Annotated in this window: 19 protein-coding genes and 1 pseudogene; 5 read left to right on the forward strand and 15 right to left on the reverse strand. The window is 73.7% G+C overall.

What is annotated here, in order from left to right; genetic code table 11:
* Position 1: 1 nt before the first annotated feature.
* Positions 2-874 (reverse strand): NAD(P)-dependent oxidoreductase, encoded by an 873-nt coding sequence (locus ACV530_RS02905; RefSeq protein ID WP_494330606.1) that lies wholly within the window; start codon positions 872-874, stop codon positions 2-4.
* Positions 875-999: 125 nt separating this feature from the next.
* Between ACV530_RS02905 and ACV530_RS02910 the strand changes: the two genes are divergently transcribed.
* The 3 genes from ACV530_RS02910 to ACV530_RS02920 are packed head-to-tail and all read left to right on the forward strand — an operon-like array spanning position 1,000 to position 2,798.
* Entirely contained in the window at positions 1,000-1,611 is a 612-nt protein-coding gene (locus tag ACV530_RS02910) for a TetR/AcrR family transcriptional regulator (protein WP_494330607.1), read from the forward strand.
* 20 nt (positions 1,612-1,631) lie between these two features.
* The gene (locus ACV530_RS02915) at positions 1,632-2,501 is read left to right on the forward strand and encodes a LysR family transcriptional regulator (RefSeq protein ID WP_494330608.1); all 870 of its coding nucleotides are present in this window, start codon (positions 1,632-1,634) and stop codon (positions 2,499-2,501) included.
* A gap of 12 nt (positions 2,502-2,513) precedes the next feature.
* Complete coding sequence (locus tag ACV530_RS02920) at positions 2,514-2,798, forward strand: YciI family protein (protein WP_494330609.1); 285 nt, start codon at positions 2,514-2,516, stop codon at positions 2,796-2,798.
* Here the strand turns inward: ACV530_RS02920 and ACV530_RS02925 are convergent.
* On the reverse strand, positions 2,738-3,652 hold the full coding sequence (locus tag ACV530_RS02925; RefSeq protein ID WP_494330610.1) for a DUF2867 domain-containing protein: 915 nt from the start codon (positions 3,650-3,652) through the stop codon (positions 2,738-2,740). The genes ACV530_RS02920 and ACV530_RS02925 overlap by 61 nt on opposite strands.
* Before the next feature lie 50 nt (positions 3,653-3,702).
* Between ACV530_RS02925 and ACV530_RS02930 the strand changes: the two genes are divergently transcribed.
* The gene (locus ACV530_RS02930) at positions 3,703-4,296 is read left to right on the forward strand and encodes a TetR/AcrR family transcriptional regulator (RefSeq protein ID WP_494330611.1); all 594 of its coding nucleotides are present in this window, start codon (positions 3,703-3,705) and stop codon (positions 4,294-4,296) included.
* A gap of 4 nt (positions 4,297-4,300) precedes the next feature.
* Here the strand turns inward: ACV530_RS02930 and ACV530_RS02935 are convergent, their stop codons facing one another.
* The 7 genes and pseudogenes from ACV530_RS02935 to ACV530_RS02965 all read right to left on the reverse strand — a co-directional run bounded on the left by ACV530_RS02935 (position 4,301) and on the right by ACV530_RS02965 (position 11,248).
* On the reverse strand, positions 4,301-5,008 hold the full coding sequence (locus ACV530_RS02935) for a histidine phosphatase family protein (protein ID WP_494330612.1): 708 nt from the start codon (positions 5,006-5,008) through the stop codon (positions 4,301-4,303).
* A gap of 46 nt (positions 5,009-5,054) precedes the next feature.
* On the reverse strand, positions 5,055-5,552 hold the full coding sequence (locus ACV530_RS02940; protein ID WP_494330613.1) for a hypothetical protein: 498 nt from the start codon (positions 5,550-5,552) through the stop codon (positions 5,055-5,057).
* A 63-nt stretch (positions 5,553-5,615) separates the two neighbouring features.
* Positions 5,616-6,469 (reverse strand): annotated as a pseudogene (locus ACV530_RS02945) (PP2C family protein-serine/threonine phosphatase).
* Between the two features lie 266 nt (positions 6,470-6,735).
* On the reverse strand, positions 6,736-7,968 hold the full coding sequence (locus tag ACV530_RS02950; protein WP_494330614.1) for a cytochrome P450 family protein: 1,233 nt from the start codon (positions 7,966-7,968) through the stop codon (positions 6,736-6,738).
* Positions 7,969-8,046: 78 nt separating this feature from the next.
* Positions 8,047-9,009: an FUSC family protein gene (locus ACV530_RS02955; RefSeq protein WP_494330615.1), complete on the reverse strand. Its 963-nt coding sequence runs from the start codon at positions 9,007-9,009 to the stop codon at positions 8,047-8,049.
* A gap of 3 nt (positions 9,010-9,012) precedes the next feature.
* The gene (locus ACV530_RS02960; RefSeq protein ID WP_494330616.1) at positions 9,013-10,233 is read right to left on the reverse strand and encodes a sensor histidine kinase; all 1,221 of its coding nucleotides are present in this window, start codon (positions 10,231-10,233) and stop codon (positions 9,013-9,015) included.
* 76 nt (positions 10,234-10,309) lie between these two features.
* A complete protein-coding gene (locus ACV530_RS02965) occupies positions 10,310-11,248 on the reverse strand; it encodes a cation diffusion facilitator family transporter (RefSeq protein WP_494330617.1) in 939 nt (312 codons plus the stop codon).
* Between the two features lie 9 nt (positions 11,249-11,257).
* Here ACV530_RS02965 and ACV530_RS02970 point away from each other — a divergent pair, with 9 nt between their 5' ends.
* A complete protein-coding gene (locus ACV530_RS02970) occupies positions 11,258-11,473 on the forward strand; it encodes a hypothetical protein (protein WP_494330618.1) in 216 nt (71 codons plus the stop codon).
* 33 nt (positions 11,474-11,506) lie between these two features.
* Here the strand turns inward: ACV530_RS02970 and ACV530_RS02975 are convergent, their stop codons facing one another.
* The 6 genes from ACV530_RS02975 to ACV530_RS03000 all read right to left on the reverse strand — a co-directional run bounded on the left by ACV530_RS02975 (position 11,507) and on the right by ACV530_RS03000 (position 22,828).
* Positions 11,507-12,007, reverse strand: a complete 501-nt coding sequence (locus tag ACV530_RS02975) for a GNAT family N-acetyltransferase (RefSeq protein WP_494330619.1) — start codon at positions 12,005-12,007, stop codon at positions 11,507-11,509.
* Positions 12,008-12,116: 109 nt separating this feature from the next.
* The gene (locus ACV530_RS02980) at positions 12,117-13,745 is read right to left on the reverse strand and encodes a GMC oxidoreductase (protein ID WP_494330620.1); all 1,629 of its coding nucleotides are present in this window, start codon (positions 13,743-13,745) and stop codon (positions 12,117-12,119) included.
* 254 nt (positions 13,746-13,999) lie between these two features.
* Positions 14,000-16,714, reverse strand: a complete 2,715-nt coding sequence (locus ACV530_RS02985; RefSeq protein ID WP_494330621.1) for an ATP-binding protein — start codon at positions 16,712-16,714, stop codon at positions 14,000-14,002.
* Positions 16,711-19,248, reverse strand: a complete 2,538-nt coding sequence (locus ACV530_RS02990; protein ID WP_494330622.1) for an AAA family ATPase — start codon at positions 19,246-19,248, stop codon at positions 16,711-16,713. Before ACV530_RS02990 ends, ACV530_RS02985 begins: the two co-directional genes overlap by 4 nt.
* On the reverse strand, positions 19,248-22,028 hold the full coding sequence (locus ACV530_RS02995) for a helix-turn-helix transcriptional regulator (protein WP_494330623.1): 2,781 nt from the start codon (positions 22,026-22,028) through the stop codon (positions 19,248-19,250). The genes ACV530_RS02990 and ACV530_RS02995 overlap by 1 nt, the downstream gene beginning before the upstream one ends.
* A 215-nt stretch (positions 22,029-22,243) precedes the next feature.
* On the reverse strand, positions 22,244-22,828 hold the full coding sequence (locus ACV530_RS03000) for a LuxR C-terminal-related transcriptional regulator (protein ID WP_494330818.1): 585 nt from the start codon (positions 22,826-22,828) through the stop codon (positions 22,244-22,246).
* Positions 22,829-22,944: the final 116 nt, after the last annotated feature.

Consider the following 22,944-nt stretch of genomic DNA (forward strand, 5'->3'; position numbering starts at 1 on the left):
GTCAGGCCGCGGGCTTCCTGAGCACCTCGATCAGGCTGGAGAAGCTGTTCTCCGCGAAGCCCGCGGCCATGCCCCGCCGGAAGACGGCGTCGACCGCCTCGAGCAGCGTCGTGTCGACCCCGGCGTCCTTGCCGGTGTGCAGGACGTGGCCGACGCTCGCCGCGCCCATCGCCAGCCGGTCGACGTCGCCGGGGTAGGCACCGGCGTCGATGTGCGGGGCGTAGGTCTGGAGGAAGTGCGGCATCATCGCCGTGATCCTGGACGCGTAGGGCAGCATCTCCCCCGCGGTGACGCCGTGGGCACCGGCGATGGCGAACGCCTGGTAGCAACTGAGCATGGTCGTCCAGAACATGGCCATCAGCGCCTGGTAGTACATCGCCGCGAGGCCCGGGTCGGTGCCGCGGAAGTCGGCCTCGGTCAGCACCTCCAGGGTCTCGCGGTGGGCGTCGAAGACCTCGCGCGGACCGCTGTAGAAGGTGGACGCACCCGGCTTGCCGATCAGGGGCGGCGGGACCTGCACGCCGCCGGTGAGGTGTTCGGCCCCGTGCCCGGCGGCCCAGGCCGCCGCGGCGCGGGCCTTGTCCGGGGTGTCCGAGGTGAGGTTGACGAGGACCCGGCCGGCGAGCGCAGCGGCGGCCGGGTCGAGGATCGCGTACACGGCGTCGTAGTCGGTCAGGCTCAGGACCACCAACTCGTTGGCCGCCAGCGCCTCTTCGGCCGACGACGCGAGGACGGCGCCCTGCTCGACCAGCGGGGCGGCCTTGGCCGCGGTCCGGTTCCATACGGTGACGGGGTGGCCGTTCTCCAGGAACGCGGTGACCATCGCCTGCCCCATGGGGCCCAGTCCGATGACGGTGACTGCCTGCTTGCTCATGAGTTCCCCTCCTGTGGATACGACTGGCCGCGGATGCGGCTAGAACGATCGCTCTATCCAGTGATCGGAAACGTAGCACAGGAACTAGAACGAGCGCTCTATCCGGTATCCGGTACGCTCGCGGGGTGCAGACCACACCGCGGCGCGACGCCGCCCCCGACGGAGAAGCCGCGCTCGGCACCCGCGAGCGGATCGTGCGGACGGCGTCGCGCCTGTTGCAGCGCCAGGGCTACGAGGGCACGGGCATCAAGCAGATCTCCCGCGAGGCACAGGCGACGCTCGGCTCCGTCTACCACTTCTTCCCGGGCGGGAAGCAGGAGTTGGCCGTCGCGGCGATCCGCCACGGCGACGAGGAGTTCGCCGGGATCCTGCGGGACGGGCTCGGCACCGAGGGCGATCCGGCCGAGGCGGTCCTCGCCTGCACCCGGCTGCTCGCCCGCGCCCTGCGCGAGTCCGGCTGGACGGACGGCTGCCCGGTCACGGCCACCGCCCTGGAGACACTGGGCCGTTCCCCGGACATCCAGCGGGCCTGCGCCGAGGCCATCCAGCACTGGTGCGACCTGGTCGCGGAGCGGCTGCACACCTCCGGGATGTCCGAGGACGACGCCCGCGAGCTGGCCCGGACGACCGTCAACACCCTCGAGGGCGCCGAGCTGACCGCTCAGGTCCTGCAGAGCGAGGAGCCGCTGCTGACCGCGGGCAAGCATCTCGCCCTGCTGATCCGCGCCCACCGGTAAAGGCCGTGGAGTTCCGGCAGTTGACGTACTTCTGCGCGGTGGCGGAGGAGGCCAACCTCACGCGTGCCGCGCAGCGGCTTCGGCTGAGCTCGCCCTCGCTCAGCCAGCAGATCAAGGCGCTCGAACGCGAGGTCGGCGCCGCGCTGTTCGTCCGCACCCCGGCCGGGATGACCCTGACCGCGCCGGGCGAGGCCCTGCTCCCCGAGGCCCGCGCGGTCCTGGCGGCGGCCGACCGCGCACTGCGCACCGCCCGTACCGCCGCGGCCGAACGGCCGCTCCTGCGCGCCGGCGTGGTGCCCGGCACACCGGCCGCGCTGCTCCACGGGCTGCGCGCGGCGGCCCGTGCCGCCGGGGCGGAGCTGGAGCTCGACGCCGCACCGACGTCCGACCAGCTCGCCCGGCTGGGCCGCGGGGAGGCGGAGCTGGGCCTGGTGACGCTCCCGGCCGAGACCGGCGGGCTGGACGCCCTGGTCGTCTCCGACGAGCCGCTGGGCGTGCTGCTGTCCGCGGCGCACCCGCTGGCGGAACGGGCGGCGCTGAGCTGGACGGACCTGGCGCAGGAGGAACTCCTGTGGTTCCGGCGGGAGTTCGCCCCGGGCTACCACGACATGGTGCTGGCGGCCTGCCGTGCGGGCGGCTGGGAGCCCCGGTTGCGCATCGCCGCCGCACGGCGCTCGATCGTGCTCGCCGAACTGACGGACGGCGGACGCGTCGTGGCTCTGCGGCCCGCCTCGGCGGCGGACGACGGGCTCGTCTGGCGCCCCCTCGCGGACGCGGCACCACGGCACAGACTGGCCCTGGCCTGGCGGCCGGGCCTCAGCGGAACCGCCCTTAGCCGCACCCTCACACATGTGAGGAAACACGTCGTGGACGGCCCCGCGGCGCCCTGATGGACTGTGGGCATGTTCTTCGTACTGCTCACCTATCAAGTACCGCTCGAGCGGATCGACGCCCTGCTCGCCGACCACTACGCGCATGTCGACCCGCTCTTCGAGGCCGGGGTCTTCGTCCTGGCCGGCCGCAGGGTGCCGCGTACCGGCGGCGCGTTCCTCGCGCGGGGCGTGGACCTCGAACGGCTGGAGGCCATCCTGGCCGAGGACCCGTTCATCCGCACGGGCGCGGCGACTTACGAGCTCTTCGAGATCGAGCCGACGCGGTCCGCGCTGCCGGGCATCCCCGTGGGCTGATCCAGTGCCACCTTCCGGTGCGCGCGGCGCAGCGCGCGGCGGGCCGCGACCGGGTGCAACCGCCGGATGACGGCCCAATAGGCCCGTCCGGCGGCGTTGTGGGTGCGGACGACGGAGCTGAGGGTCACGCTGTCCGGGCCGACGAGGAGGGAGGCCCGGTAGTCGAGATGCCGGCCGTCCTGGCCCATCAGGAGCTCGTCGCCTTCGTGCGCCACGACGGGGAGGGCACTGTTGGACAACACGGCCTGCCAGGAACCGAGTTCACGGGACATCCCGGGGCGGAGCGCCAGTTGCCAGGCATCCGCGAAGTCGGTGCGGGCGAAGGCGGTGCGGACGAGCCGGGCGTGTTCGGGGAGCTCCGCCGCGACGGGCCTGTCCCACAGCAGCATGTTCATCAGGCGGACCCAGGGGGTCCAGCGGACGGGCCTGCGCGGGCCTCCGGTGAGGACGCGTTCGATGTTGTCGAAGAGTTCCTCGACGACGGTGTTGTGCGCGGGGCGCATGAGCAGGTTCCATATCGCCAAGTCCTTGCCGTCCCGGACCTGTTCGAAGATGTGCCGCACCCGGCAGCGGCCGTCGCCGCAGGGCTCGACGGTCAGTTCGTGGTAACCGTTCGACGGGGGTGTGAAGTCGAAGCGCACACGGCGTCCGGGCTCGTGGGCCGTGACGCGGTAGCGGACAAAGCCGTGTCCGCCGTCGGCGCCGACGGCGAGCGGTCGGTCGAAGCGCATCGGGGGCCAGGCCGGGCTGGGCCAGAGCGGATCGTCGTCGGCGGACAGCCGGTCGACGAGAGCGCCGACCGCCTCGGCGGGCGCCTCGATGAGCCGTTCATGAACGTTACGGATTGCGGTCATGTCCCCCTCCATACGCCTGCGTATGTTTGACCATACGGTAGCGTACGGATGTGACGGTGAACAGGGAGAGGTCCCCCAAGAGGGGCGAACGCAGGCGGCTGACGGCCATGGACTGGGCCGACGCCGCGCTCGCCGCGATCGGCGAGGGCGGGCTCGCGGCGGTGGCGGTCGAGCCGCTCGCGGTCCGGCTGGGCACGACAAAGGGCAGTTTCTACTGGCACTTCGACAACCGGGACGCACTGGTCGAAGCGGCCCTGGAGCGCTGGCAGGAGACGCGGACCGAGGCGGTGATCGTGGCCCTGGCGGCGGAGCCGGATCCGGTGCGGCGGCTGCGCGCTCTGTTCGCGCTGTCGGTGGGCCGGGCAGTCGAGGACCGTCTCGAGGTCACCCTGCTCGCCACCTCGGGACACCCCCAAGTGGCCGCGGTCCTGCACCGGGTGACCGAACGGCGGGTCGGCTATCTCACGGAGCTCTTCACCGAGCTGGGTTTCCCGTCCGAAGAGGCCCGGCGCCGTGGCCTGTTGTGCTATTCGGTGTATCTCGGGCACGCCCAGCTCTACCAGGTCACGGGCGAGACGCTGCCGTCCGGCGAGGAACTGACGCGCCATCTGGACGAGATGATCGACAACCTCGTGCGGGCGTAGCCCGTCACTCCGGTCCGGCCTCCAGGTGGCCGGTCGCGCCGAATTCGGCGAGGTGCAGGTACCGGCCGTCGCCGTCCCAGCGTGAGACCGAGGCATTCGGCACGGGTGCCGGGTCCGGGACGGGACCGCCGATTCCGGCCAGGACATGGCGGACCGCCACCACGACGGCGTCGTGGGAGACGACCAGGACGCGTCGCCCCGCGGCGCCGTCGCGCAGTTCGGTGAGGAAATCCCGTATGCGCACGGCCACATCGGCGTGCGACTCGCCGCCCGGCGGCCGGTACCACCGGGTGCCGGAGCGCTCGAGGCGGGCCGCCTCCTGTGGTGCGTGGAGCCGGACCGCGTGCGGCGGCAGCAGTTCCAGCACGCCTGTCTCGCGGTCGCGCACCCGCTCGTCGACGAGTGCGGCAGGGGGCTCGTACCCCAGCTCCCCTGCCCGGCGGGCCATCGCGTCCCAGGTCCGCAGCGCCCGCAGATAGGGCGAGCAGATGACCAGTTCCGGGCGCGCGGACACGGGCAGGGCGGCGAGCCGGCAGCCTGCCGCGCGGGCCTGGCGGATGCCCTCCGGTGTCAGCGGTACGTCGGCGTCGGCGCGGTCGGGCGGCACCGGCACGTCATCGGCACGGGCGAACAGCGCGTTGGCCTCGCTCTGTCCGTGACGGACGACGGTCAACTGCGCGAGGCCGCAAGGGAAAAGGATCGGTTCGGGCATGCCCTGGCCGTACCCCGGCGGCGCGGGGCGGACACGGCGCGGCCGGTCAGTTGCCCGCTTCTCCCCTGGCGACGGCGGTGACCAGCATGGCGCCGATGGTGATCAGACGGTGGGTCAGCACGTCGAGCTCCTGGCGCTCGGCGTCCGGGAGGTGCCACTGCTCCCACCAGGCGGTCTGTTCCTGCGAGCAGGGGTCCGGCCGCTCGGCGTCCCATGCCTGGGACAGCCGGGCCGCGAGCGGGGAGGCTATGCGGGCCTGGTCCGCGTAGGTGTCGAGCAGCGCCACCATGTGGCTGCCCGGCAGGTATCCGCGCCAGAGCTCCACGATGCCGTGGGCGAGGCGGGCGACGTCTTCCAGCCACAGCACGTGCTGCGTCGCCCACCCCTGGGGGTCCGGGCACTCGGGCATACCGGGCAGCAGCCGCTGCCCGAGCGCGTCCCGGCGGGTGAAGAAGTCCCTGCCCAGAGCCGCTTCCTCGCCCGAGGGAAGCCAGGTGTTCTCGCTGAGGGCGGTCATGGCGGCATCGAAGGCACGGGTGGTCATTCCGCCACCTTACGCGGACCGGCGCCCGCTCCTCGACGCCCCCTCCTCCGGCGACGGACCCGCTCAGGCAGCGAGCCGTGAGACGTCCGCCACCGCGCAGCTGACGTTGTCCGGGCCGCCCAGGCGGTTGGCCAGAGCGATGAGTTCGCGCGCCGTTTCCTCGGGGCCGGCGACCGTGGAGGCGACGCGGTGCAGTTCGCCGTCCGGGACCACGCCGGACAGGCCGTCGGAGCACAGCAGATAGCGGTCCCCCGGACGGGCGTCGTGCAGGCGCGTGTCCGGGGAGCATCCGGCCTGTCCCGTCAACGCGCGCAGGAGCAGGGCGCGTTGGGGATGGGAGGCGGCTTCCTCCGGGGTGATGCGGCCTTCGTCGACCATCGCCTGCACGATGGTGTGGTCGTGGGTGATCCTGAAGAGCTCGCCGTCGCGCAGCAGATACGCGCGGGAGTCGCCGATGTGCACGAGCGCCATCCGGGAGCCGGTCCACAGCATCGCGGTGAGCGTCGTGCCCACATACTCGGACGCGGCCGGATCGGACTCGGCGACGCCGCGCACAGCCAGGTTGGCCTGCCCGACGGCGTCCTCGAGGACGTTGAGCAGGCTGCCCGCCGGGACGCTCTCGTGCTCCAGCCGCTTGAGCGCGTCGATGGCCGCCGCTCCTGCGCGGTCCCCGCCGGGTCCGAAGCCGTCCGCGACGGCGAGCAGGCGCGAACCCGCGTACACCGCGTCCTGGTTGCTCTCGCGCACCAGGCCGCCTCCATCCCGCACACGGTCCGGATGCGGGATGGAGGCGTACCGAGCCTGCGCAGCCACGCGCCCAGCAGGGCCTGTTCGAGCTGCGCCGGATCTTGAAGTTCTCTCCCGGATGAATCCGGGAGATTCTCCCCTGGATCGCTCCGGGGAGTTTGACAGGTCATGCCTGTCCGGCGACGATCCTCCCGGCCGCCGGAGCAAGTTCGAGACCCACTCGGGTTGTTGGGGATTTGGCTGTCATCCCCGACGATGCACTGAGCGCACCAGAAGCATTACGGAGCGATGCAGTACTTTCGGCGGTAGCCGGGACGCCTTCGCGAACGCCCCGATCGTCAGCAGCCCCATGCCCGCTCCCCCATTGCCCGCTCCTTCCTCGCACCGGGCGCCTCGCCCGGCACGGCCGATGCTGGGCCTTGCCCCAGGGGCAAGGTCAAGCCGTGACCGGGAGTTCCCGGGGGCCGCGCACCAACAGGCCGGGCCGGTAAGGGAGTTCCGCCGGGTCGGCGGCCAGGCGGAGGCCGGGCAGCGCCGTGAAGAGCTGTGGCAGGGCGATCGCCGCCTCCAGCCGGGCCAGGCGGGCGCCGAGGCAGAAGTGCGGGCCGTGGCCGAACGCCGCGTGGGGCGCGGGCCGTGCGCCGTCGGCCAGATGGCGGCCGGGCCGGAACGCGTCCGGGTCGGGGAAGTGCTCGGGGTCACGACTCGCCGCGGCGAGGACGACCAGGACCGAGTCCCCGGCCGGGATCACCGCTCCCCCGCCGAGGTCCACCTGCTCCGTGGTACGCCGCCATGTCGTCCCCTCCAGCGGGCTGGCGTGTCGCAGGGTCTCCTCCACCACGGCCGCCCAGCGCCGGGGGCCGCCCTCCCGGGCGGCGGCCAGTTCATCGGGGTGGGTGAGCAGCGACAGGGTGGCGGAGGCGAGGAGGTTCATCGTCGTCTCGTAGCCGGCGAACAGCAACAGGAAGGCCATGGCGAGCAGTTCGCCGTCGTCGAGGCCGCCCTCGCTCGCGTCGTGCACCAGCGTACTGAAGAGGTCGTCGCCCGGTGTGCGCCGCTTGCGGCCGATGAGTTCGGTGAAGTAGGCGTGGAGCCGGGTCCACGCGTCCTCGACCGCACCCGCCTCGAGTGCGTCGGCGGGCGATCCCACCCGGTACGTCCACGTCCGCAGGTCGTCCCGGTCGGCCTCCGGCACGCCCAGCACCTCGCCGATGACCAGCACCGGCAGGGGGAAGGCGAAGGCGTCCACCAGATCGGCACCACCCTCCCGTTCCAGGCGCCGCGTCAGCTCGGTCACCAGGCCGGCGGTCAGGGTCTCGATGCGCGGGCGCAGCGCGTCGACGCGGCGCGGGGTGAAGGCCGCGGTGGTGAGCCGGCGCAGCCGGGTGTGGTCGGGGGCGTCGGAGTTGAGCATGTGGCGGGCGAGGCAGCCGCGGGCGCGCTGCGCCGGGGAGTCGGGCTTGGGGCGGCCCGCGGCCTGAGGCGGGATGTTGGAGAAGCGGGGGTCGGCGAGGACGGTACGGGCCTGCCGGTAGCCGGTGACGAACCAGGCGTGCGTGCCGTTCGCCAGCGCCACTCGTGTCGCGGGTCCTCGGGCGCGCAGGCGGGCGTAGTACGGGTGGGGGTCGCGCGCGAAGGCGGGATCGGCGGGGTTCAGGGGCTCGGGCACCCGATCATCCTCACCGATCACGGGCTCGCGGGGACCGCCGGGACCGTGCAGCGCTGCCGGGGCCGTCCTGTGCGGTTCCTACAACTCGCGGTCGGCGGCGGGCCAGAGCAGGCGGGTCGCCAGGACGGCGATGCACCCGCCCACCAGGTTCGCGGCGACGCGGACGGCCACGGCGTACCAGGGCAGGGGTTTGTCGAAGTCGGAGAGGAGCAGGAGCAGCAGCGGGGAGGCGATTGCCCAGTACGCGTAGTTGGCGGGGCGGAAGGCGTAGGCCGCGGCGCCGGTCACGCCGACGACGGCTGCCACGACCGCCGGTCCGGGGCGGGGCAGCAGCACCGCCGCGGTGACCACCCCGCCCAGGCTGTTGCCCAGCAGCCGTTTCCGCGACTTGACCCGGGTCTCCTCGCGGGTGGGCCGCAGGGTCAGGAGCAGCGAGGTGACCAGCCAGTGTCCTTCGCCCCACAGCGAGCCCTGCCATCCGGTCAGCGCGGTGGCGCCGCCGACCAGGACGCCGAGCCGGGTCGCGTGGCGGACATCCCCTGGGGTGGGTGGTTCCTGTCGCACCGGTGGGACGGGGCGGTGGTGGCGGGGCAGGAGCAGGGCCGCCGTCCATGCGCAGCCGGTCAGTTGGAGGAGCCCGGGCACCGCTTGTGTGCTGCCGGTGCCCGTGATGCCGACGAGCAGGACGGCGAGGGCGCCCGTGGTGCCCACGCGGGGCAGCAGTGCTCCGGCGAGGGCGGTGACGGCCACGCCGGGTGCCAGGGCCGCCACCCCGGTTCCGGCCAGGGCCGTGTAGACGCCCGCGGCGGTGATCCACAGGGCGCGGGCCGCCAGGCGGCGCGCCCGCTCGGCGAGTCCGGCACCGGCCGGGAGGGGCATCGCCATCAGCACCGCGGGCAGCGCGACGGACGCGCCCATGCCGGGGTGCCCGGTGCGGATGCCGGCCACAAGCGGACCGGCCAGGGCCACGCCCGCCGCGATGCCGTCGGCGTACCGGGGCCGGCCTTGCGGGCGCAGGAGGTCCGCGAGGGTGCCGGGCATGGGCTAGCGGTCCCGGGCCGGTGCCGCGGCGGTGTTGGGCAGCCGGACCTCTACGGTCGTCGGGCCGCCGGGCGCGCTGTCGACGTCGAAGCGGCCGCCTGCGCTTTCGACGCGGACGTAGTGGCTGGTCAGTCCGACGTGTCCGGCGCGCAGCCGCTGTCCGAGAATCCGTGGGTCGAAGCCGGTGCCGTTGTCACGGATGGTCAGCAGGGTCTCGTCGCCGTCCGTGGCCAGGCTCACCCATACCTCGGTGGCGTGGGCGTGCTTGACCACGTTGCCGAGCAGTTCGCGGGCCGCCGAGTAGAGCAGGGAGTCGTGGCCGGTGCGGTCGGACAGGTGCACGTCGTAGTGGACGGTGAAGCCACCGCGCCGGGCGAACCGCTCCCCGGCGGCCTCGAGGGCGGCGCCCAGCCCGGCGGCCTGGAGGACCTGCGGGTGGAGGTCGAAGATGGCCTCGCGGAGCTCCGCGACCGTTGCGCGGATGCCGCTCTCGGCACGGGTGAGAGCGTCGGAGGGGGCGTTCCCCTCGAGCTCCTCCCCGGCCTCCTCGAGGTCGTGCAGGACGGCGAGCAGGTTCTGGACGGCTCCGTCGTGCAGGGCGTCGGCGAGTTGTGCGCGCTCGCGGGTCTCGGCGTCCAGGGCGTCGTCCAGCAACAGCTCGCGGGTGTCGAGGAGTTCGCCGACGCGCCGGGTGCGCTGGGCGAGGAGCCAGGCGATCACGACGGAGGCCGCGACGGTCCACAGCAGGTACGCCTCGTCCACGGTGACGGGCCAGGCCTCGTCGATGCAGGACGGCGAGCAGGCCGGCAGTGACATCACGGTGTAGCCGGCCATGCACACCACGCCGAACACCGCGGTGACCCTGGGCAGTTGCCACAGGACGGTGGCCATGGGCCACATGAAGTAGGCGTAGCGGACCGGGGAGGAGTGGCCTCCGGAGGCCGCCGCCAGCGCGGTGATCAGGGTGAGATCGACGGCGAGCGCGACGGCGGCGCTGGGTACGCCGGTCACCGGGTGGCGGTGGACCCATACGAGCCGTCCGACGGACCAGAGGAGGTAGAGGCCGAGCAGGCCGTGGAACCAGTCGGCGGCGTAGAAGACGGCCGTGGGCTGTTCTCCCGCGAACAGGAGCGGGACGATCATGAGGAGTCTGACCCAGGCGACACTGCGGGACGACTGCGCGACCATGTCGCGCGTCCGTTCCTCGCGCCATCGCGTGGTCATGACCACGGCCTTTGCGGGCACAGCACGTCTGTGACATTAGACGAGGCCGGGCCCGCCGGCCTGCGGCGCGGGGCCGTCAGTGGGCGTGCGGCCCCCGGTGGTGCACGGTGCCGTGCGGCTCCTCGCAGTGCCGGTCCGCCCGGCTACCCGCACCGACGCCGACAAGGACGTCGTCGGCGTGGTCGACCTGGAGCGTCGTGTGCGTGATCCCGTACTCGTCGCGCAGGGTGTCCTGCAAGGTTTGGCGCACCGCGTGGCAGTCGTCGCCGGGCTCGGCCAGGACGTGGGCGGACAGCACCACGTCGCCCGAGGTGATCTCCCAGACGTGGAGGTCGTGCACCTCCACCACGCCGTCCTGCTCGGCCATCCGGTCGCCGACGGCGTCCGGGTGCACCCCGGAGGGGGCGGCCTCGAGGAAGATCCGTCCGGCGGCCCGGACCAGGGACAGGCCGGAGCGCACCATCAGCGCGACCACCACGAGCGAGGCGATGGCGTCGGCCCGGGCGAAGCCGGTGAACACCACGACCGCGCCGGCCACGGCGGTGGCGATGAAGGCGTAGAGGTCGGTGATGATGTGCTGGAACGCGCCCTCGACGTTCAGGGAGGAGCGGTTGGCCTTCGACATGCACCACGCGGCGGCGATGTTCACGGCCACTCCGGTCAGTGCGGTCGTCAGCACCAGCGTGCCCTGGACCTCCGGCGGGTTCACCAGCCGCTGCACGGATTCGTAGGCCAGCCAGACGGAAAGCAGCAGCAGGGTCAGGCCGTTGGCCTGGGCGGAGAGAATTTCCGCCCGCTTCAGGCCATAGGTGTAGGTGCCCCGGGCCGGCCGTGCGGCGAGCTTCATGGCGACCAGTGCCAGCACGATGGATGCCGCGTCGGACAGCATGTGCGCCGCGTCCGACATCAGTGCCAGCGAATGCGCGGCAATACCGACGATGACTTCCACCGCCATATACGTGACGATGAGCCCCAGGGCGATCGACAGCCATCGGCGGTCCGCGTCCTTGGCCACGCCATGGCTGTGAGCATGGCCGTGGCCATGGCCACCATGGTCGTGATCGTGGGCGTGATCATGCCCGTGCTGGTGTTGCGCATGGTTTTCACCGTCGGCATGAGCGCGCCACAGTTTCACGAAGACCCCCATCGAGTCACGAATGAACAGAGGGAAGTGAAGCGCATGTGGGCGGGATTATCAAAGGCTGCAATGGAGACGATTATCAATAACAGGCCCCGGTGAATACGGTTATCGATATCCGCCTCTAATGCCGTCTTATGGCGCGTCATCGGACGGCCGGATCCGGGCGTGGACCGCGGCGCCCGTGCCCGTACCGAGCACGGCTCCGCAGTGCCGCAGCACGCCGATCGCCGCGGTGTTGCCGGCCGTGGTCTCGGCGAGCACGGTGTGCACGCCCGCGCGGACCGCCTCGGCCAGCAGTGCCCGCAGCGCCTGGGTGCCGATGCCCTTGCCCCGGGCCGTGCGCGCGAGCCACATGCCGGTCTCCGCCGTGCCCTCGGCTTCGCGCCGGGACAGCCGCACCATGCCCACGACCGCTCCGTCGGCCTCGATCGCATACGCGACCGTGTGGTGCACTCCGCACAGCCCCGGGTAGCGGGCGCGGTGGAAGCGGCGGAACGCGGCGCGCCGGTCCGCCGTCCAGCCGGGTGGGCCGTCCACCGGCGGCATCACTTCCTCGGGTGCGGCATCCGCGACGGCCACCGCGAGCAGTGCCTCGAGTACGTCCTCCCCGACGGGCGTCAACCGCACCACCACGAGCCAACTCCTCCGCCCAGTAATATCCGGCCATGACCGATGAGAGTCACCCGTGCCTACGACTACGCCCCGATCTGGTCACGTGAAGAACTGCTGACGCCCCTCCGGTTCAAGACGCGGTGATGTCCTGCTTGATGACGCGCTCCACGTTCCGTTCCGCCAGCGCCGTGATGGTGACGAAGGGGTTGACGCCGATGCTGCCGGGGATGAGGGAGCCGTCGGTCACGTAGAGGTTCTTGTATCCGGAGACGCGGCCGTAGCCGTCGGTGGCCTTGCCCAGGACGCAGCCGCCGAGCGGGTGGTAGCAGAAGTCGTCGGCGAAGTTCTTGGCCTTGCCGCCGAAGAGGTCGTAGCGGTAGATGGTCGTGCACGCCTTGTTGATCCGGTCGAACAGGGACTTGGCGGCGTTGACGGCGGGGGCGTTCTGGTCCCGGGTCCAGCGGAGGTTCATCCGGTCGCGGGCGGCGTCGTAGACGAAGGTGCCGCGCTCGGGGTTCTTGGTGATGGCCAGGTAGAGGCTGACCCAGGTCTCCACGCCCGCCGGCATGGGGGCGATCTCGGCGAAGACGGGGTTGTCGCGGTTGTCCCAGTCGTCGATGCCGAGGGCGGGGATGGAGGACTGGTGGGAGCCGGTGGGGTTCCATATGTGGTTGGCGCGGGCGGTCATGATGTTGCCGTTGGGGCCCCAGCCGGCGCCGATCTCGGAGTTGAGGTCGGGCAGGTCGCCGGTCTCCCGGGCGCGGAGCAGCAGTTCGGTGGTGCCGAGACTGCCGGCGCCGAGGAAGAGGTGGCGGCAGCCGATCTCCTTGGTGGCCAGCAGGCGGCCGTTGGCGTCCTTCTGTTCCACCGTCAGGACATAGCCGCCACCCTTCTGCTGGCGGATTCGCTTCACCTGGTGGAGCGTCTCGATGGTGACCTTGCCGGTGCCGAGGGCGGCCGCCAGGTAGGTCTTGTCGAGGCTCATCTTCCCGTGGTTGTTGCCGTAGATGACCTCGGTGGCCAGCGCGGACTTCGGCACCTCGCCGGCGGCCTCGCGCCGCATGTAGTCCCAGTCGTAGACGTTGGGGACGAATACGGTGCCGAGACCGGCCTTGCCGGCCTGATCACGGGAGACGCGGGCGAACTTGTACCACTCGGTGTCCTCGAACCAGCCGTGGTCGATGTGGTTGACCCGGAGCATGGTGTTGGCGCGCGGGAAGTACTGGTTGTACATCTCCGCGGCGTCGACCTGCGGCAGGACCTCCTCGAAGTACCCGCGGCGGGGCGTCACGGCCATGCCGCCGTTGACGAGGGAGCCGCCGCCGACGCCGCGTCCCACGTAGACGGACATCTGGTCGAAGTTCACACGGTCCAGCACGCCCGCGTAGGGGTCGATGTTCTTGTTGACCAGGTCGAGCCAGAGGAAGCTGCCGAGCGGGGCCTCGGTGCGGTTCTTGAACCAGCTGGAGCGCTTGTCGGGGCTGAGCATGTTGCAGAAGATGTTGCCGTCCGGGCCGGGCTGGTTCCACAGCTGGCCCATTTCCAGCATCAGTGTGGGGATCCCCGCCTCGCCGAGGCGCAGCGCGGAGACGGCCGCGCCGTAGCCGGTGCCGATCACGACGGCGGGGACGAACGTCCCGCTGTCGCCGTCGGCCGTGGCGGGGGCGGCGCCGATCGTGGTCTGGCCGGCGAGTGCGGCGGCACCCAGGGCCGCCAGACCGAGCAGGCGGCGGCGCGACAGATGCTGGTGAGCTACCACGCGGTTTTCTCCTGAACTTCCGGGTAGGGAAAGGTGGTTGAGGGGCCGGCGGACGACACGGCCGGAAGCGGCCGGGAAGGCGTTGCGCTGCGACCCGGCCCGGAAGGGACGCTATGGACACCGCGCGAAGACTGTCAACGCGATCCGGACCGGGCGGGCTAACCCTGTGGCTGCCGGCCCGAGGGTTCGGTTACCTCGGGTAGGGGCGTACTTCGGTTCGGTACGGTACGAGCCGTTCCGGCCGGGTACACCGCTCAGCCGACCGTGGCATCGGGCAGCAGGGGGGCCAAGGCGGCCAGTTCCGTCCGTCCGGTGACGTCGAGCTTGCGGTAGACGCGGGTGAGGTGCTTCTCCACCGCGCGCGAACTCACCTCCAGCCGCTCGGCGATGTCCTTGTTGGACACGCCGTGGGCGGCGAGCCCGGCGACCCGGCGTTCGGCCCGGGTGAGCGCCGCCATCGCCACCGAGGTCCGGGAACCCGCCGAGTCGGCGAGGTCCCGGCGTGCCCGGTCGGCGATCCACGGCACTCCGCAGTCGAGGGCCCGGTCGCGGGCCCGGCACAGACGGCTCTCCCCTTCGGCATACCGGTCGGCGTCCAACAGCCTTCGTCCGAGGAGCAGTTCGGTGCGCGCCGCCTCCATGGCATTCACGGAACCCTCCAGCGTGTCGGCGGACTCGCGCAGCAGCTCGATGCCCTGCTCCCCCGCCGTGAGCACGCCCCTGGTCCGCAGGGCGCGGCCGATGGCGGCCGGGGTGCCCCAGGCGACGGCCCGTTCATACTCCTCGTCGGCGAGGTTGTGGGCCGGCTCGGGCCGGCCCAGCCGGTGGTACAGGCCGGCCGCCCAGGTCCTCCAGGGGGCCAGGGCGGGGTTGCGCCAGTCGGCGCGTTCGGCCGAGCGGCCCCAGTCGAGGACGTACTCCAGGGCCGTGGCCGGGTCTCCCTCGACCGCCGCGACGGAGGCCCTGAGCAGTTGCAGGGGGGACGGCCGGTAGTCGTGCTCGGCGACCTCGCGGCGCTGGGCGAGCAGCCGCCGGGTCAGCGCGGTGTCCCTGCTGTGGACGGCGACCGCGACAAGGGCGGTCATGGAGGTCAGCGTGGCCCACTCCATGGCGCCGAGGGCGACCGCCTCCTCGGCGTGGGCCCTGGCGTCCCGCAGCCGGCCCCGGGCCAGCTGGACATGGGCGAGCTCGGCGGCGATCACCGCTCGGGGGACGGGGGCGCCGTCCCGGGCGGCACTCTCCCGCGCGGTGGCCAGCCAGGGGCCGATGGCGTCCAGCGACTCCGCGGCCGCCAGGACGGCGCACAGGAGGGTCAGCGCGGTGTGGACGTGGCCGGGGGCCGCGGGTTCGTGCTGGAGGACGCGGTTGGCCTGGAACGCGGCCTCGGCAGCGGTCATCCCCTGGGTCACGGCGGCGCCGTGCAGCAGTACGGCGACGAGTTCGCGTTCGGCGGCGGTGCGCATCGGGGGCATGCCGCCCAGACGCCGTAATCGGCCGGCGCTCCGCCCGATGTCGCCGGGGCCCGCCACGGCGATGTGGCGCAACCGGGCCTCCAGGCGCAGGGCCGCCTGGCGTTCGGCACCGGTGAGGAGATCCGGCTCGCCCAGGCCGGCGGCCGCCTTCGCGACGGTGTCGATGACCGACGGGGGACAACTGCCGAGCAGGAAGGGCGGGATGCGGGCGGCGGCGAGGGCCTGCCCGGCGGGGGTGGGGAGCAGGATCAGGGCCTGGGAGAGGTGGCGTACGGCGGCCGGCGGGTCGACGTCGCGCTCGGCCGTGGCCAGGTCGAGCAACAGGGCGGCCCGGTCGGCGCCGGACGACGGGCTGCCGAGCAGGGCGCGGCGCAGATAGCGGGCCGCCTCCTGGAGGGCGCCGCGCCGCAGGGCGGCGGTCGCGGCAGTCCGCAGGACCTCGGCGGCCCAGCCGTCGTGGCCCGAGGTGACGGCGAGGAGCTGGGCGGCGACCCGTTCGGCCGGGAGGCCGCCGCTGTACAGCAGCCGGGCGGCGCGCAGGTGGATGTCCTCGTGTTCCGCAGGGGTCATCGACTCCTCGGCGGCCTCCCGTACGGACGGGTGGACGAAGCGCGGTGCGGGGCCCTCGGCCAGCAGGCCGAGGCGGCGCAGGCAGCGGGCGGCCTCCTCGGCTCCGACGGTGTCGAGTCCGGCGAGCGGGCCGGCCAGTTCGAGGCCGTCCTCCTCGTCGAGGACGGCCAGTGCCCTGGCGAGCTGGCGTACCGGTGCGGGCTGGGAGCGCAGGGCGACGGCGAGGCGCTCGGGCAGCGCCACGGGCCGGTGGACCGGCCCGTCGGGGGCGAGGGCGGTGAGCGCGGCGACGGCGAACAGGGGGTTGCCGCCCGACGCCTGGTGGCAGGCGTCGGTCAGCGCGGGGTCGCCGGGGCGGCCCAGGCGGTCGGCGACCAGGCGTGCGAGGGCCTCCGGGGGCAGCGGGGCCAGGTGGAGGAGGGGGGCGGCGTGTTCGACGAGCGCCCGTACCCCCGGCGTGTCCGCGCCCGGCTCGCCCTCCCGTACGCCGACCGCCAGGACGGCGCGCATGCCTGGCAGCCGCTGGGCGAGGCCGCCGAGCCAGCGCAGGGAGAGCGGGTCGGCCCACTGGACGTCGTCCACGAGGATCAACAGAGGCTGTTCCCGGGCGCGTTCGGCGACGAGGCCGAGGAGGTCGGTGAAGCGGTCCGGGCCGGGGACGGGGTCGAGGGGCCCGCAGCCCGGGAGCGGGTCGAGGAGCTGACTCACGACGCCCATGGGGAAGTCCTGTTCCTGCGGGGCGCAGCCGGCGGTCAGGACGTGCAGGCCGTGCGGCGCGGCGAGCGCGGGCAGCCGGCGCAGCAGAGCGGTCTTGCCGATGCCGATGCCGCCGGTCACGGCCAGCAGGCGGCCGTCGCCCCGGTGTGCGGCGTCCATCGCCGCGGTGATCAGGGCGAGTTCGCGTTCTCGGCCGCGCAGGGGGGTCATGGTCTCGCTTTCGGTCGGTGCCGCAGCGCGGCGGCCAGTTCGGGCCGGCCCTGGATGCCCAGCTTGCGGTAGGTCTTGGTCAGATGGAGTTCGACGGTGCGCGGGGTGACCGCCAGTGCGGCGGCGATGGCCCTGCTGGGCAGGCCGTCGGCGGCCATGACGGCCACCCGCAGTTCGGCGCGGGTCAGTTCGCGCCGGTCCGCCGGTCGGGCGGCGGGCGGCGTATCGCCGCGGGCCCGGGCGCCGGGGCCGTCCGGGGCCCGTACGGGGGGCTGTTCCCGGGCGGACGGGGCGGGGTCCGCGAGCCTATCGCTCGCCGCGGCGGCGGCACAACGCCAGGGCAGGAAGGCGGGGTTGGTCACCTGCCGGGCGAGCAGCCTGCGGCCGCACTCCAGCAGATCGGCCAGGGCCTCCTCCCGGTGGCCGCGCGCCAGGCGGGTGCGACCCCGGGCGTAGTACAGAAGGGCTCCGGAGAGCCCGGCCGCGTTGCGGACCGGGTCGGCGCGGTCCAGCAGCCGCTCGGCCGCGTCCGGTTCGCCCTGTTCCAGCCGTATCAATGCCGCGAGGCCGGTCAGGCCCGGGGCGAGGAACGGGGGCCGGCGGTCGCCGGGCAGGGTCTCCCGGACCCGGTCCAGCGCCTCCGACGCGGCGTCGGGTCGTCCCCGGTCCAGTTCGGCGAGGCCGGTGACGAGGAGGGCGAGCCCGGCGACCTGGCGGGCGTCCGCGTGCCGGGCCCGCACCACCACGGTGTCGAGGACGGTACGGGCCTCGTCGTGGTCGCCGCCGAGCACCAGCGCGTGGGCGGCCGCCACCCGGAGGAGCAGCGGCGCGGCGGGGCGGGCGTCGGGCGCGAGGGCGGTACGGGCCAGTCGGCGGGCCAGGCCGGGGTCCCGGCCGCGAAGGGCGGTGCGCCAGGCCGCGGCCGCGGCCTCCGCCGCGTCGGTGGGCCGGGCCGGCAGCGGGGGGACCGGGGGGTGGTCGAGCCCGTCGGCGGTCTCCGGCTCGCTCTGTTCGGCGAGCCAGTACAGGGCGCGCAGGGCCCTCGCGGACTCGCCGTCCGGTGCGGCGCGCCCGGCGGCCCGGGCGATCAGTGGCTGGGCGGAGGCCATGTCGCCGCTGATCACCAGGGATTCGGCGGCCTGCACCCAGGCGGGTCCGGCGGTGCCGCCGCCGTCCGTGAGCAGGGCCTGGCGCAGGTGCCGGCCGGCCGCGGCCGGGTCGGCGGGGAGGACGGCGGCCGAGAGTTCGGTCAGCAGCTCGACGCGCCGCTCGGGCGGCACCGGTTCGCGCAGGGCGCGGTGGAGCAGCCGGGCGGCCTCGTCCGGCCGGCCGACGGCGCGGAGCCGGGCGGCCTCGCCGCGCAGCAGGCCGGCGGCCCAGGTGTCGTCGGTGGGCGGCGCGTTCAGCAGCATGCGGGCCACCAGGGCATCGGGGGCGGCGGTCCGGTACGCCCAGGCGGCGGCGCGGGCGTGGAGTTCCTCGCGGTTCCGGACGCCCATGCCGGCCAGGACGGTCCCGGCGGCCGCCGGGTGCCGGAAGGCGGGCCGGTCGCCGGGGACGAGCAGGCCGGTGCCGGCGAGCCGGCCGAGGGCGCGGGCCGGGCGCGCCCCGGCGAGAGCGGTGATCATGGAGTGGGTGCAGTCTGGCCCGGCGGCCGCGACGACGCGCAGGACGTCGCGGAGGTCCGGGGGCAGCACGGCGAGGATGTGCCCGGCGCGCTGCCGGACGGCCTCCTCGGCGCAGTCGGCGAGTTGGGGCACGTGGTCGGCGGTCGGCCGCCATCCGTGCCGGGCGAACCGGCTGATGACCGAGCGCAGCAGGGCGGGGTTCCCGCCGGCGGCCCGGGCCGCCGCCGCCCGGAACGCCGGGTCGCCCGGGACGGTCCACGCACCGTCCAGGATCCGGCCGACGACCGCGTCCGGCAGCGGGCCGAGGGGGAGGACGTACCGGGCCACGGCGTCCTCGTCGTCCAGCGGGCAGGCGGTGATGTGGTCGTCCGGGCCGGCGGGCAGGGCGTCGCTGCGGGCGGTGAGGAACATCAGGGAAGTGCCCGCGAGGCGCCGGGCGAGGCTCTGCAACCAGCGCAGCGACGCCCGGTCGGCCCACTGGACGTCGTCGACGACGAGCAGCAGCGGCCCGGTGCGGGCGGCGGCGAGGACGTCCCGGCACAGGGCGGCCCGGTCGAGGACCCGCGAGTCCCCCGCGCCCCGGCCGCCGCGCGTCAGGGCGTTGTGCAGTTGTACGGCGAGACCGAGGGGCGGGCCGGGGTCCTCCGGGCACGCCTGGACGGCGATCGCCCGGACACCGGCCTGTCCGGCCAGGGCCACCGCGCGGTCCAGCAGGGCGCTGCGCCCGATGCCGGGCGGACCGCCCACCTCGGCGAGCACGGGCCGGCCCCGGCGGAGGCGGCGCAACGCGGCGGAGAGCAGCGCCTCTTCCGGCTCGCGGCCGGGGAGGGGTGGGCCGTCCGGGGTGGCGGCGGGCGTACGGTCGGTGCCGGGCGAACCGTCACCGCCGGGCCGCGGCCCGCTCATCAGCCCGCCGCCAGGAGGCCGGCCGGCGGGATGCCGTCGGGGAGTTCGGCGCGGCCGCGGACGTCGAGTTTGCGGTAGACGTTGGTCAGGTGCATCTCCACGGTGCGGGTGGCGATGAACAGCACCTCGGCGATCTTCTTGTTGCTCGCTCCGCCGCACGCCAGCGCGGCCACGCGGCGCTCGCTGTCGGTGAGGGAGTCGAGCGGGTTCGCGGCGAGCTGCGGCATCCGTCCGCCGGCGGTGATCAGCGCCTTGCGGGCGGTGGCGGCGAGCAGGTGGTAGCCGCTGTGCCTGGCCCGTTCGATGACGCGGCGCAGATGGCGGCGGGCGCCGTCGGCGTCGCCGTGGAGCAGCAGTTCGTGGCCGAGCTGGTATTCGGCCTTGGCGAGTTCCAGGCGGGCCGGCGAGGCGGCCAGGGAGTCCACCGCGTCGCCGAGCAGCCGCAGCCGGGTCCGGCCCTCGGCGACGCAGGCGGCGGCGAGCAGGCCGAGGCCGAGGGCCCGGGGGGTGCCCCAGCGCCGTACGTCCGCCCGGGTCCGTTCGACGACCTCGGCGGCCTCGGCGGTCCGGCCGAGGCGGACCAGGGTGGTGGTGGCGGACAGCCACCAGGGGACCAGGACCGGGTTGGCCACGCCGGCCTCCGCCAGGCTGCTGCCGCACCGCAGCCACGCCGCCACGGCGCCCTCCAGATCGCCTTGTTGGCGCAGTGCCCGGCCCCGGACGAAGAGGTAGTGGTGCCACTCGAAGATGCGGCGTTCGAGCAGGGCGTCGGTGCGCACGACCTGGTCGAGTACGCGGCATGCCTCGGCGGTCCGGTCGGCGGAGAGCAGCGAACCGCTCAGGGCGAGCTGGGCCGTGGGCACGGGTTCGCCCGGGAAGGACCGCTCGGCGAGCGCGAGGGCGGCCCGTGCGTGCCGCAGCCCGCCGCCGATGTCGCCGGCGTCGTGGAGGGTGAGGGACCAGGAGGCCAGCGCCCCGACCCGGATCCAGGCGCCGTGCGGCGCGAGGCCGCCGGCGCAGGCGCGTTCCAGGCCGGTCAGGGCCTCGTCGGTGGCGTCCGCCAGGCCGAGGACTGTGGCGGCGCCGACGCCCCACCAGCCGACGGAGGCGGCCTCCTCGACGCGCAACGCCGTGCGGGCGAGCGCGGCGGCCTCCTCGGCCGGTCTGCCCTCCAGGCAGGCCATGGTGCTCATGGCGGCCAGGAGCTGGCGCTCGGCGGGGCTGTCGCCGCGCGGCTGCCGCCAGGCGCGGGCCCGTTCGCGGGCCACGGGCATGGCCGTCCTGTCGTTGACGGCGGCGACCAGCAGGGTCGAGGCGACGGTGGCGCGGAGTTCGTCGTCGGCGTCCGGGCCCGCGTCGAGGCCGTCCAGGACGTCGCCGAGCGTGCGGGCGGCGTCGGCGGCCTGGTGGGTGCCGACGGCCGAGATGCCGTACTCCACGGCGATGGCGGCCTTCTCCCGGATGTCCGCGGCGGCGGCGAGGGCCTCGCGCAGGTGCTCCAGGGCGGCGGCCGGGGCGATGTTGGCGCAGGCGCGCGCCAATTCCCGGTGCACGTCCTTGCGTTCGTCCGCCGTCAGTCGTGTCTTCAGGGCGCTCCGGAGGCAGACGGCCACGAACTCGGTGGCGATCCCGCCGGGTGCCTCGGCGATGGCATCGCGGAGCACGGCGAGCATCCAGGGTTCGTCGACGCGTTTCAGATGGAGGAGTTGGCCGACGATGTCGGCGGCCGGCCGGCCGGCGTCGTTCAGCAGCCGGGCGGCCCGGAGCCGCAGCTCGTGCAGGGTGTCATCCAGCATGCTGGTGAGGACGGCCCGACGGAAGCGGTTGCGCATCACCGCCCCGCGCGGCCCGGGGACCGCGGCCTCGAACCGGCGCAGCACGCCCAGCGCGGCCTCCACGTGCCGGCGCGAGACGCCGGACAGCATGCCCAGCAGGTCGGGGTCGGCCTGGCCGAGGACGGCCAGGGCGGTGGCCACCTGTCGTACGGGGTGCGGCTGGAGGGCCAGGAAGTCCGGGATCAGCGGGGCGAGGATGCCGTCGTGGACACCGCGCAGCCGGCGCACACCGTCGCGGTCGGGGCGGATCCCGGCCGTGCGCAGCCCGTCGAGCAGCCGGCCGAGCAGCAGCGGGTTGCCGCCGCAGATCTCCGCGCAGCGGCGGGCGAAGAGCGGGTCCACGGGCCCGCCCAGTGTCCGTTCGATCAGGCGGCCGGTGCCGGACTCGTTCATCGGTCCCAGTTCCAGCAGCGCACACCGGTCCTGGGCCAGCAGTTCGGCCAGGACGGCCGTGCCGGGGCCGTCGCTCTCCGCGCGCTGGGCGAGGAGGACGAGGAGGGGGTGCGCGGCAACGCGGCGCAGGACGAAGTCCAGGCAGCGCAGGGACGATTCGGCGCAGGACTGGGCGTCGTCGACGACGACGGCCAGCGGGCCGTCGGCGAGCAGCCGGAGGATCCGGCCGTGCAGCCGCCGGTGGTCCGCGTACGGATCGGCCGGCGAGCCCGGGAGTCCCGTCGGCAGGGGCCCGGCGGGGAGGGGCTGCACATCGGGGCCCCGGCCGGGCAAGGAGCCGATGGTGCGTACGGTGAAGCCGTCGGACCGCAGGCGGACGGTGACGGCGTCCAGCAGGCTGGTTCTGCCGATTCCGGCCGGGCCCCGGACCAGTACGGCCCGCGCGGCCCCCGCCCGGGCCAGGCCGGCCTGCCGCAGCAAGCTGTTCAGTTCGGCGGTTCGGCCGACCAGGCCCTGGAAGGACTCATGACGTGTCTGTGGGGTGACCGCCACAGTGTTCCCTTTCGCGAAGCCGGACGCGGTCCCGGAGGACGAGCGGGGCGCCGGCGGCCGGCCCGGGGGGCCGGTCTGCATGATCCAGTCGACACGACCCTAGGAAGAGCAACCCGCCGATTCCACACACCTTTGAGCCACAAGCGGACATTGTGGCCGGATTGCCGCCGCCCGTACCGGAGGGGCGGCGTCCGGGTCATTTCACGATGTCTCCGTCACTTCACGAAGTCCTCCACGACCTCGGGCGGCCAGGTGCCGACCTTGAGTACACCCATGGAATAGGCGCGGGAGACCAGCGCGGCGCGGTTGGGCACCTTCAACTTCCGCAGCAGACAGGTGACGTGGTACTCGACTCCCTGCCGGCTCAGATAGAGGCGCGAGGCCAGCGGGATGGTGGAGACGCCGGCGGCGATGCCCTCGAGAATGCGGGCGTCCATCTCGGAGAGGATCTTCTTCCGGCTGGTGACCACGCGCGCCTCCTCGGCGTCCCGGGTCGTGGGCATCATGACCAGGATCGCTGTCGTGCCGGGCAGGCCGCCGCGCACCGCGACCGCGGTGAGGGGAACAGTGAAAGCCGACTCCTCCTCGGAGCCCGCGGTGATGACGGGGGTGACGAAGCGCTGGCGCCTGCCTTCCAGTAAGTGGGAGAACTGCCGCATCAGCGGCTGCTGGACGCTCGGATGCACCACGTCGCGGATGCTGCGGCCGCACAGTTCCTCGGACGAGCCGTTGAACTGCCGGAAGAACTCCTGGTTCGCCTGCTGGATGGTCAGGGCCGCGTCGAGACTCGCCATACACATGCCTGACTGGTCGGGCTGCTGGTGTGCGCCCACAGACCTGACCTGGCCCACCGGGTTGTCGTGCGCCGCGAGTCGGGTCGAATCAATTCGCATGGGGGGTGCATCCAACAAGGGGA

The organism is Streptomyces sp. SX-6, from assembly GCF_059089585.1.